General features: G+C 71.7%; 9 protein-coding genes and 1 pseudogene. 3 read left to right on the top strand and 7 right to left on the bottom strand.

Features of this window, described 5'->3' with window-relative positions; all coding sequences use genetic code 11:
• Positions 1 to 366: 366 nt before the first annotated feature.
• The gene (locus tag PV721_RS21945; RefSeq protein ID WP_150497990.1) at positions 367 to 1,029 is read right to left on the bottom strand and encodes a response regulator; all 663 of its coding nucleotides are present in this window, start codon (positions 1,027 to 1,029) and stop codon (positions 367 to 369) included.
• Positions 1,004 to 2,176 (bottom strand): sensor histidine kinase, encoded by a 1,173-nt coding sequence (locus tag PV721_RS21940; protein WP_319727040.1) that lies wholly within the window; start codon positions 2,174 to 2,176, stop codon positions 1,004 to 1,006. The genes PV721_RS21945 and PV721_RS21940 overlap by 26 nt, the downstream gene beginning before the upstream one ends.
• A gap of 175 nt (positions 2,177 to 2,351) precedes the next feature.
• Between PV721_RS21940 and PV721_RS21935 the strand changes: the two genes are divergently transcribed.
• Positions 2,352 to 4,622, top strand: coding sequence for an MMPL family transporter (locus PV721_RS21935; protein WP_319727039.1), 2,271 nt, complete (start codon positions 2,352 to 2,354; stop codon positions 4,620 to 4,622).
• Between the two features lie 60 nt (positions 4,623 to 4,682).
• Here the strand turns inward: PV721_RS21935 and PV721_RS21930 are convergent.
• The 4 genes and pseudogenes from PV721_RS21930 to PV721_RS21915 all read right to left on the bottom strand — a co-directional run.
• A pseudogene (locus tag PV721_RS21930) lies at positions 4,683 to 5,459 on the bottom strand (transposase); the annotation flags it as partial.
• A 111-nt stretch (positions 5,460 to 5,570) separates the two neighbouring features.
• On the bottom strand, positions 5,571 to 6,089 hold the full coding sequence (locus PV721_RS21925) for an FBP domain-containing protein (protein WP_319727038.1): 519 nt from the start codon (positions 6,087 to 6,089) through the stop codon (positions 5,571 to 5,573).
• A 38-nt stretch (positions 6,090 to 6,127) separates the two neighbouring features.
• Positions 6,128 to 6,721, bottom strand: coding sequence for a hypothetical protein (locus PV721_RS21920; protein ID WP_319727037.1), 594 nt, complete (start codon positions 6,719 to 6,721; stop codon positions 6,128 to 6,130).
• Between the two features lie 24 nt (positions 6,722 to 6,745).
• Positions 6,746 to 8,224, bottom strand: coding sequence for a cytochrome P450 (locus PV721_RS21915; protein WP_319727036.1), 1,479 nt, complete (start codon positions 8,222 to 8,224; stop codon positions 6,746 to 6,748).
• Between the two features lie 202 nt (positions 8,225 to 8,426).
• Here PV721_RS21915 and PV721_RS21910 point away from each other — a divergent pair, with 202 nt between their 5' ends.
• Entirely contained in the window at positions 8,427 to 8,732 is a 306-nt protein-coding gene (locus tag PV721_RS21910; RefSeq protein ID WP_319727035.1) for a putative quinol monooxygenase, read from the top strand.
• A gap of 175 nt (positions 8,733 to 8,907) precedes the next feature.
• Positions 8,908 to 9,804 carry an RNA polymerase sigma-70 factor gene (locus PV721_RS21905; RefSeq protein ID WP_319727042.1) on the top strand — a complete coding sequence of 299 codons (897 nt, stop codon included), beginning with the start codon at positions 8,908 to 8,910 and terminating at the stop codon, positions 9,802 to 9,804.
• Positions 9,805 to 9,880: 76 nt separating this feature from the next.
• Here PV721_RS21905 and PV721_RS43980 read toward each other — a convergent pair whose 3' ends face one another.
• Positions 9,881 to 10,882 (bottom strand): excalibur calcium-binding domain-containing protein, encoded by a 1,002-nt coding sequence (locus PV721_RS43980; RefSeq protein WP_416371148.1) that lies wholly within the window; start codon positions 10,880 to 10,882, stop codon positions 9,881 to 9,883.
• Between the last annotated feature and the right edge of the window lie 135 nt (positions 10,883 to 11,017).

Genomic DNA, 11,017 nt, shown 5'->3' with positions numbered 1-11,017 from the left:
CGGTGGGACACGAAGACCTCCGTGCGTGGTGTGGAGCCTAGACACCTCCACCACACCGGAGGTCTTCGCCATGATCAAGACCCGACACTGTTAACAACGCTCGTGATCAATACACCTAGGGCGCGTATCGAGTCGTGATCATCGGGTGGTCCTGGTGAGGTCTTTGATCCAGATCATCGAGGCGTGCAGGTGGAGACTGACGAGGTAGCTGTCGGGAGTCTTGTCGTATCGGGTGTCTCACCGTCCCAGTTCCGGCCTCCTGGTACGTCACGCTCTGGGGCGGGTGAGGCACGTGGAGCCGACGTGAGCCGACCGGTGCACTGATGTCCGGGCGGGGGACTCATGGGACATGGCCCGGCACCCGGCTCAGGTTCCGGGGAGGATCCGGCGCGTTTCGTAGGCCCACATCGCGATCTCGACGCGGTTGCGGGCGCCGAGTTTGGCCATCAGGCTGGCCAGATGCGTCTTCACCGTGCTGAGGCTGATGTGCAGTGCATCGGCGATCTCGGTGTTGGTCAGCCCGCGAGCGACGGCGAGGAGCACCTGCTCCTCGCGGGCGGTGACGGGGGAGACCGGCTGGGCCACGGGCCGGCCGGCGGGCAGGTCCGCGAATGCCTGGAGCAGACGGACGGTGACGCTGGGCGCGATGAGCGCCTCACCGTCGGACGCCGACCGTACGGCCTGCGCCAGAAGGTCCGGTCCCGTGTCCTTGAGGAGGAATCCGCGGGCGCCGGCACGCAGTGAGCCGTAGACGTACTCGTCGAGGTCGAACGTGGTGATGACGACCACGGCCAGCGGGTCGGCGACGCCCGGGCCGGCGACCAGCCGGGTGGCCTCGAGCCCGTCGAGTACGGGCATGCGGATGTCGAACAGGCAGACGTCGGGGCGTAGTTCGCGGGCCAGACGTACCGCTTCCCGCCCGTCGGCGGCCTCGCCGACCACCTCGATGCCGGGCTGGGCGTTCAGCATGATCCGCAACCCGGTGCGGATGATCGTCTGGTCGTCAGCGACGAGGACGCGAATGGACACCGCTCTCGCTCCTCGCTCTCGGCAGTTCGGCTTCGACATGCCAGCCCCGGTCGGTACCCGGGCCGGCTCGTAGTGTGCCGCCGAGCAGGGTCGCGCGCTCGCGCAGTCCGGTAAGTCCGTATCCGTCGCGACCCCGGCCGGTGCGCCGGCCGTTGTCGCGCACGCTCACCCGTACCTTGTGCCGTTCCGCGGCGACCCGGACGACGAGCTCGGTCGCGTCGACCGCATGGCGCAGCGCGTTGGTCACCGACTCCTGCACGATCCGGTAGACGGCCGCGTCCACGGCCTGCGGCAGCGCGTCCAGTTCGCCGTCGAGCCCCAGGTCGACCCTGAGGCGACCACCCGGGGTGCGCACCAGACGCTCCAGATCCGCGACTCCGGCAGGGGGCGCCAGCTCGGCGCCGACCCCGCGGTCGCGCAGCGCGGCGACCATGGCGCGCATTTCCTCCAGCGTGCGCGCCCCTTCCTCCTCGATCCCCTCCAGCGCCTCGACGGCGGCGGACGGGTCGGTGCCCGCGAGCACCCGGCCCGCCTGGGCGATGATCACCATGGCCGACACGTGGTGGGCCACGGTGTCGTGCAGTTCCCGGGCGAGCTGCTCGCGCTCGCGGGAGCGCACCTGCTCCAACTGCCGCTCGCGAGCGGTCACCCGGAACCGCACGGCAGCCCCGACCACACCGGGCAGCAGCAGGAAGACGAGGCCCACGACGTTCTCGACGACCGGGGTCTCGTCCGTGACGGAACACAGCGCGCCGGCCGCGAGGATCACCGCGCCGCCCAGCACGATCTCGCGTCCCGATCCCCACCGGGGCAGCGCGTACACCAGCACGAGCACGACCGCGCCGGTGTACAGGCCGACGGGCTCGCGCGGTGCGGCGACGAGCGAGGCCGCCTGAAGCAGGATCACCGAGCCGAACGCCAGCGTCACCATCGCCAGCGGGCGGGTCCGGCGCCACAGGGGCAGCAGGCACAGCCATACGGCGAACACCACCGCCACCGGCCGCCACACGACGTTCTCGCGCAGGGTGGCCTCCAGCACCACACCGGCAAGGCCCGCGGCGAGCAGCGCCCAGTCCCGCCGCACCCGGGCGGGCGCGTCGGGCGGCCGGGGTTCGGTCCACAGGGTTCGCAGGTCGTCTCGGAGCACGGTTCCCAGCCTAGGGACCGCGGCGCGGGGCGCATCGGCCGAAAGGACGGGTCGTCACTCCGCCCCGGGGCCGAGGGATCCGCGGCCCGCGGGCCGATGCCGCGGAGCGCCGTGGCGAGGAGCCTCGGCATCGGCGGCCGTACAAGGACGGCCGACGAGGTGGTTGGAGGACCCGATGCTCTCGAAAGCCCTGTTGCGCCTGGGCGCAGGCGCCGCCCGTCATCCCTGGCGGGTGATCGCGGCATGGCTGATCGCCGCCACGCTCGCCGTCCTCGCCGCCGTCGCCTTCGGCGGGCGGACCGCGGACTCGTTGACCGCTCCGGGACTGGACTCCCAGCGGGCCGCGGAACTGATCGAGCGGGCCGGCACCGGCCAGGAGGGGATGACCGCCCAAGTGGTCGTCACCCCCCTCGACGGCGCTGCGACGTTCTTCGACGACGACGGCGCGCGCACCGCTCTCACGCGGCTGCAGGCCGAGGTGAAGCGGCTGCCGCACGTGCTCGGCACGAGCGACCCGGCGGGGGCGCTCGACGCGGGCGGGGACACCGCCGTGCGCGGCGGCCTCGTTTCGGCCGACGGGCGGATCGCGGTCGTCCGGGTGCAGTACCCCGACCAGAGCCGGCTGTCGGCCAGAGACCTCGACGCCCTCGTCGATCTCGGCGACCGGCTGCGCGCCGAACTGCCCCTGCGCGTCGAGATGGGCGGGAGCCTCTTCTACGCCTTCTCCGACCCCGACGGCGGCGTGAGCGAGTTGATCGGCCTCCTCGCCGCGGCCGCGATCCTGTTCCTGGCGTTCGGTTCGCTCGTCGCCGCCGCGCTGCCGATCGGCATGGCGGTCTTCGGACTGACCGTCGGGGTCGCCACGATGACGGTACTGGCGGGGGTGACGGACGTCCCCACCTTCGCACCGGTCCTGGGCAGCATGGTCGGGCTCGGAGTGGGCATCGACTACGCGCTGTTCGTGCTCGCCAGGCACCGGGAGTACCTCGCGCGCGGGCTCGATCCGCAGGCTGCGGCCGGACGAGCGGTGGCCATGGCGGGGAGGCCCGTGGTCTTCGCCGGCGGCACCGTCGTCGTATCGATCCTCGGCCTGGCGGTCGCGAACGTGCCGTTCATGACGGTGGGCGGGGTTGCCGTCTCGATCGTCGTCCTGATCATGGTGCTCGCGTCGGTGACGCTGCTGCCGGCCTTCCTCGGCGCGGCGGGCCCGCGCCTGGCCCGGGCCGGCCGGATCGGCCGGGCTCTGCAGACCAGGAAGCCGGGCCGACTCGCACGGCGGCGGGACCCGGCGGTCGGCGCCGCCCAAGCCGCCGGGTGGCGTCGCTGGATCGGGCACGTCAGCCGGCACCCGGTGCCGTACGCGGTCGGCGCGGCGGGGCTGCTGCTGACCGCGACGCTGCCCGTGCTCGGCCTGCGCGTCGGCCTGCCCGACGACGGCTCACTGCCCCACAGCCGTACCGAGCGCCGGGCCTACGACCTCGTCGCCGAGGGGTTCGGCCCGGGCACCAACGGTCCCCTCGTCATCGCCGCGGACCCCACCGGTGATCCGGGAGTGCTGGACCGACTCGTCGTAACGGTCGCGGCGGATCCGGGCATCGCATCCGTCGCGCCGACGCACATCGATCGGGCCACCGGCATCGCGACCCTCGTGGTGTTCCCGACCACCAGCCCTCAGGACAAGGCCACGGCCGACACCATCGCCCGGCTGCGCACCGACGTGCTGCCCACGGCGATCGGGCACGGCCCGGCCAGGGCCCACGTCGGCGGCGCCGCCGCGAGCCTGTCCGATGTGGGCCAACGCACCAGCCAACGCCTGCCGGTGTTCGTCGCCGCCGTGCTGGCGATGTCGTTCCTGCTGCTGATGCTGGTCTTCCGCTCGATACTCGTACCGCTCAAGGCGGTACTGCTGAATCTGCTGAGCATCGGCGCGGCCTACGGCATCATGGTCGCGGTCTTCCAGTGGGGCTGGGGAGGCGCACTCATCGGGCTGGAAGCGACGGTTCCGATCGTGTCGTTCATCCCGATGTTCCTCTTCGCCATCCTGTTCGGCCTGTCGATGGACTACGAGGTGTTCCTCCTCTCCCGCGTACGCGAGGAGTACCTGCGCACCGGCGACAACGGCACGGCGATCGTTGAGGGCGTCTCGCGCACCGCCCGGATCATCACCTCGGCCGCCCTCATCATGGTGGCGGTCTTCCTGTCCTTCGCCGTCGCCGAGGACCCCTCCACCAAAATGTTCGGGCTCGGCCTGGCCACCGCGATCTTCATCGACGCCACGGTCGTACGCATGGTGCTGGTACCGGCGACCATGACGCTCCTCGGCCGGACCAACTGGTGGCTGCCGAAGTGGCTGGACTGGATGCTTCCCCGCGGCCCGGTCGGCACCGACGACACCGACGCGGAATCCACGGGTGAGGCCCCGCGTCCACGGCTGGTTGACCGTTGACTCAACTCCTGCCCGCCCTCGGCGTCCGGCACCTCAGCGCGTCACCCAGGGGCATATCGAGTCGTGATCATCGGGTGGTCCTGCCCTGATACGGTGTTTGCGCAGGTGGGCGCGGTTTCCGCGGGACGAGTACGCCTTGTCCCCGGCGACCGCATCTGGCCGGATACGGGGTCGGCCGACGGGCCCGCGTACCCGTACCTTCTTCCGGACGGGATGAACTGCGGGCTGTCCGCTGCCTGGCCTGTGGTCAGGATGAACGCCAGCGGGCGGCACTTGCGGTCGGTGGCGAGGCGGACCTTGCTGGTCTGCCCGCCTCTGGAACGTCCGAGGAGGGCGGCTTTCAGCCGGAGTTTCCGCTGACGCCGGATGCGTCGTCGTTCTTCCAGCGCGGATCACTTTCGGTCTCTTGCCCGTTTTGCTCTTCGAGGCCGCCCCCTTTGACCTGGCCTTCTCCTCCTCGGCCGCGGCTTTCTCCAGGGCGGTGACGACGTCCTCGTCGAGGGGTATCCCGGCCGCGTCGTGGTGGGCTCGGGCGGTGGTGGAGTCGATGCTGACCAGGGACAGGTCCACCTCACCCCGCTTCGCGGCTTCCGTGATCAGGCCCTCCAGCAGGGCCTCGAAGACGCCGGCGTCACGCCACTGCCGGAAGCGGTTGTGGACGGTCGACCAGGCGCCGAACTCCGTCGGCATCTCCCGCCACTGTCCGCCCGTCTTGAACCGCCAGATCACGCCCTCGAACTGCTGCCGCAGTCGCTCGGGGTACGGGCCGTACTCGCCGATCGGCAGGTACGGCTCGATGAACTCCCAATCCGGATCGGCCAGTTGCACTCGCGTCACGTAAGACCGTCTATCGGACCGGACCGTGCCACGAAGGCACATCCCGCAAATTGATCACGACTCGGTACGCGCCCTGGTGCGGTGACCGCCGACGGCTCAGCCGAAGCGAGTTCAGGCCGCGGGGACCCCGGCCGCGGTGACCCGGGCCGCGAAGGCGTCCAGGTTGCCCCGCATGCGGGCGAGGCGTTCGTCCAGGGTCAGGGACTCCTCGTAGCGGGTGGTGCGCAGCTTCGGCTGTCGCTTGCCCCGGAGGTACAGGGAACAGGCCAGGTCCGCGCAGATGTAGGTGCCGACCGTGTTGCCCTCGCGGCCGCGGGCGCCCGCCAAGGGGGCGGCGAGGAGGGTGACCCCGGAGGACGCGTGACCCGTCAGGCAGATCTGGCACAGGCTGGACTTCACCGCGCTGGTACGGCCCACGGACGGTACGCGCAGGGAGATCCCCAGCGGCCCCGTCTCCCGCGGCAGCACGAGGTGGGCCCGCAGTGGCGCTCCCGGATCCACCCACCCCAGGAAGTCCAGATCGTCCCAGGGCAGTTCGGCGAAGTCGAGCGGCAGCCGCAGCCGCGCGGCCTCGCCCTTGGTGCAGTTCACGAAGGACGCACGGATCTGTTTCTCACTGAGTGGTTCCACGGGCATCGACCTTATGGCCCGTTCTGACCGGTCGCACCTCAATATCCGGTCTCCGGCGCCCGCGCGAGCGCGGCGCGCAGCCGGGCGGCGTCGGCCCGGGTGTTCATCCGCAGGGCCAGCCAGGAGCCGTCCGCGAAGGCCAGGTCCACCCGGGCCGGCCGGCGGCGGAGCCGGGGGACGCGCCGCAGGGCGCAGGCCGCGGTGTGGGCCGCGCGGGCCGGGTCGCCGCGGCCCCACGGCGGCCGTGCGGTGACGGTTCCCCTACCCCGCGCGTCCCCCGGGCGGGCGGGGCGCGCGGTGAACATGCCGTGCGGCCCGTCGGTCTCGGCCTGCCAGCGCGTCCAGTGGAAGGCGTGCAGGGCCAGGGCGAACCGGCCCGCCTCGCCCGCCCAGCCGCCCCGCAGCGCCGGGCCGTGGAAGAGCCGCCCGATCAGGCGGGCGGCCCGCTCGAACGGGTCCAGCAGCGCGGCCACCGCGTCGGCCAGGTCGTCGGGCAGTGCGCTCACGAACCGGAAGAGGAAGAAGCCGCCGATCCGGCGCAGCAGCGGCTCCGGGGCGGGTGAACCGGGCAGCATCGTGCGCGGCGGGCGCCGTGCGTACGGGGACAATCTGCCCGGAATCTCCTCGTCCATCCGGCCATGATGGCCGGGCGGCCGCTACCCGTCCACGCGACGGACCCGGCAGCGCACCGGGCCGTCCGTCCGCAGGGTGATCCCGGCTCCGACCGGGATCTCGGTGTCCACGGCCTCGAACTCGTACGCCCGCAGAATCATCGCCAGCGCGACCACCGACTCCAGCATCGAGAAGTGCTGTCCGATGCAGGCGCGCGGGCCGCCGCCGAAGGGGAACCACGCGTAGCGGGGCCGCGCCGCCTCCGCCTCCGGGGTGAAGCGCTCCGGGTCGAAGCGGTCCGGGTCCGGCCAGTGCTCCGGGTGGCGGTGCGTCACCCAGGGCGCCAGGATCACGTCCGCGCCCGCGGGAACGGTGTGCTCCCCGATCCGGGTGGCGGCGACGGCCTTGCGGCCGATGACCGGCGCGGCGGGGTACAGCCGCATGGCCTCCTTGAGCACCCGGGTGAGGTACGGGAGCCGGTCCATGTCGGCGGCCTCGGGCGTCCGGCCGTCCAGGACGCGGGAGATCTCCTCGCGGGCCCGGTCCTGCTCCTCGGGATGGCGGGCGAGCAGGTGCAGGGCGAAGCAGAGGGAGGTGGCGGTCGTCTCGTGCCCGGCGAGCAGGAAGATCAGTACCTGGTCGCGCAGCTCGGAGGCGTCGAACTCCCCGTCGTCCGAACTCCTGGCGGCGGCCAGCAGCGTCAGCAGGTCCTCGCCGGCGCGGCCCCGACCGCCGGTGCCCCGACCGCCGGTGCCCCGACCGCCGGTGTCCTGACCGCCGGTGTCCTCATGACCGGCGTCCTCACCAGCGGCGTCCGTACCGGCCCCGCGCCGCTCGGCGATGATCTTGTCGCACACCCCGTAGAGCTCGTCCATCGCGGCGGCCGCGCGCCTGTTGCCCGGGGTGGGCCAGTGCCGCGGGACGTTGGCGGGGGAGTAGCCGCGGCGCAGCACGTAGTCCGTGATGACCGGAAAGCATCGCGCCACGACTTCGGCGGTGGCCTCGACGTCCGTGCCGAAGAGGATCCGGGCGACGGCGCGCAGGGCGAGGTGCATCATCTCGTCGGAGACGTCGACGACGCCGTCCAGGGCCTCCTCCCAGGCGGCGATGACCGAGGCGGTCTCGGCGGCGACGGCCCCGGCGTAGCCGTCCACCCGGCGCCGGGTGAAGAGCGGCTGGACGAGCCGGCGCTGGCGCAGGTAGTCCTCGTCCTGGCTGGTCAGCAGGCCGTTGCCGAAGGAGTCCCGGACCTCCTGGTAAAAGGCGTTGTCCTTGCGGAAGTTGGCCGCGTCGGAGGCGAGCACCTGCTGGGCGCCCTCGGGCGAGAAGACGCAGTACAGCTCGGCCCGCATCCCGGGCGGGCCGGCCGTGACCCGTACGAGGTCGCCGTGCCGGTGCTGCGCCCGCAGATAGGTGCCGAGGGAGTCCGACTTCAGGTCGAAGAGCGACCCGAGCAGCGGAACCCCGACGAGCTCGGGAACCTCCGCCCCCGAACCGGCCCCTGCGTCCGTTCCACCTGCCATGCCCGCTCCCTCCCCGTACCGGAGGCCCGATTCTGCCGGTCGCCCGGCACGTCTGACCAGGATCCACGCCCCATCCGGCCGAATACCGACGAGGCTCGCGGACGTCGGTCGGTCCACAGGATGATCAAGAAACCGTGCGGGACGGGAGATCGCCTACCCTGGCCGACACCGGCCAACGTCCGTCCCGTTGAAGGAGTTTCCGATGTCCGTCGTCGTCACCGCCGTGGTCCACCCCAAGCCCGGGCTGCTGGAGGAAGCGCTGGCCACGTACGCCCGCCACATCGAAGCCGTCCACGCCGAGCCCGGCTGCGAGCTCTACGCACTGCACACCGACGGGACCTCGATCGTGATCATCGAGAAGTGGGCCAGCCGGGCCGACCTCGACGCACACGCGAGCGGTGAGGTGATGGCGAAGCTCGGGCCGGAGCTGAACGCCCTGCGCGACCGGCCCGCCGACGTCACGATCCTCCAGCCCCGCCCGGCGGGAGCCGCGCAGGGCGCCCTGTAGCCGGAGCCGGACGCGCCCCCGCGGAGTGATCTGCCTCACGGCATGTCACAACAACCGTTCCCACGGTGTCTTGAGGGTGCAACCCACGGAGCGGAGGAGGCTCGCCATGACCGAAGACACCGAGGTGGACCCTGCTGTGGAACCGGGGCGCGCCGCGAACGAGAGGGACGGGAACATGAGCGACCAGGCCGCCGACGCGGCGACCGAGACCTTCGTCGCCTACCGCAACCTGCTCTTCACCGTCGCCTACGAGATGCTCGGATCGGCGGCCGACGCCGAAGACGTCCTCCAGGAGACCTGGCTGCGGTGGAGCAGGACGGACCTGCAGGAGGTCCGCGACCAGCGCGCGTACCTGGTCCGCATCACGACCCGGCAGTCGCTCAACAGGCTGCGCACGATGACGCGCCGCAAGGAGTCGTACGTGGGCCCCTGGCTGCCCGAGCCGCTGCTCACCGCGCCGGACGTGGCCGAGGACGCCGAGCTCGCCGAGAGCGTGTCGATGGCGCTCATGCTCGTCCTCGAAACGCTGTCGCCGACCGAGCGCGCCGTCTTCGTGCTGCGCGAGGTCTTCGACGTCGGCTACGACGAGATCGCGGCCGCCGTCGACAAGAGCCCCGCGGCCGTCCGCCAGATCGCGCACCGCGCCCGCCGGCACGTGGACGCCCGCCGCCCGCGCGAGACGGTCTCCGCGAGCAGGACCCGGGCGGCCCTGGAGTCCTTTCAGCGCGCGCTCGAAACCGGTGACCTGCAGGGTCTCCTCGACGTTCTCGCCCCCGAAGTCGTTCTGATGAGCGACGGCGGCGGCATCAAGCAGGCCGCGGTGCGCCCGATCACCGGCGCGGACAAGGTGACCCGCTTCATCCTGGGCGGCATCGGCAAGCACCGGATGGCGGTGACCGCCGAGCCCACTGTGGCCAACGGCCACCCGGCCCTCTTCGTGCGCGTGGACGGCGAACTCGACGGCGTCATCACGGCCCGCGTGGACGCCGGCCGCATCACCGGCCTCTACTACGTCCGCAACCCGGAAAAACTGACCCGAGTCGCCTCCGAGACCCCGCTCACCCTGCGGTGAACACCGCGCGAGAGCGGGGCAGCCCGGGGACCCGGAACACCATCGAGGCCGGCATGTTCCGGTCCGTCACCCTGGCCTACTCGCAGGCCACTCCGTCGCCGTCCCGGTCGAGGTGGCGCCCGTATCCGGGGTCGCTCCGGCGGATCGGAGCGGCTCCCGCTGCGCGAACAGCCGTGCAGTTCTTGTAGTAGACGCTGCCACCGCCACCGCTACCGCTCCCACCAGTGGACGATCCGGTGGAGGTGTCGGAGTCGTCATCGCTGCTCGGTGGGCGCGGCGGCGTCGTCGGGTCGGGGTGTAGCTTGCCGCCCTCCGCGGCCGGGCAGGCCGTGCCGGGTGCCACGACCTTGAGGTGGGCGCTCGACGTCTTCGGATACTGGATTTCCCTGCCCTCGGCGGGGTCTTGGAAGCAGACGGTCCAGTCGTCCACGGCGGCCGGGAGGGTGACGTCGGTGTAGGCGCTCTGCGGTGCGATCGCCTTGAGCCCGATCGGCTTGAGGGTCTCGGACGCCTTGGAGAAGGTGAGGCCGACCACCTTCGGCATCTTCGGATACGGGATCGGCTCGCCGTCCTTCGCAGGGCACGGCCACTCGTTGCGCACCACGCCGAAGTCGAGCGTGGACGTCCTCCCGGCAGACTCCGCCGCCACGCTCTGGAAGCAGATCTTCCAGTTGTCCTCGTCCAGTTGTCCGGCATCGTCCGGGCCGGCGTCGTGGGAGATCGAGCTGTACCCGGCGGCGTAGGCGGCGGTCTTCGCCTGCTTGAGGTTCTGGCCGACGTAGCTGGCCGGCCCGGCCGGGCTCGGAGCCGCCGCGGGCGCCGTGCTCTCGACCGCGGCAGCCTTCGGTTTCGCGTCCGTCTCGGTCTTCTTCGGCGGATCGCCCAGGAACGGCGTCAGGAACCAGAGGCCCGCCAGAACCGTTGCGACGACCTTCTTCACCTGACTCCACGGACTCAGCCAGGTGAGGGCTATGCCGGCGGGCGGTATGAGGACCAGCAGGGTGATGATCAGTGCCGGGTGCTGCCACCAGCGCCGTACGGGCGCTTGCGGGTAAGGGTGCGGCGCAGGGTATGTCACGTGGTGTCCTTCTGGCGGTACGTGAGGGGCCCGGCGAGCGTATAGAAGATTGAAACTTGTACCGGTCGGTACGCGAGAAGAGCCGAAGACGTCTCGGGCGGGGCGGGGCGGCCCGGCTGGGGAAGGGCCTTGAGT

The sequence above is a fragment of the Streptomyces sp. MB09-01 genome (genome assembly GCF_033794505.1).
Taxonomy (GTDB): domain Bacteria; phylum Actinomycetota; class Actinomycetes; order Streptomycetales; family Streptomycetaceae; genus Streptomyces.
Note: the sequence above shows the minus strand (reverse complement) of the source record. Positions and strands in the feature narration are given on the sequence as shown.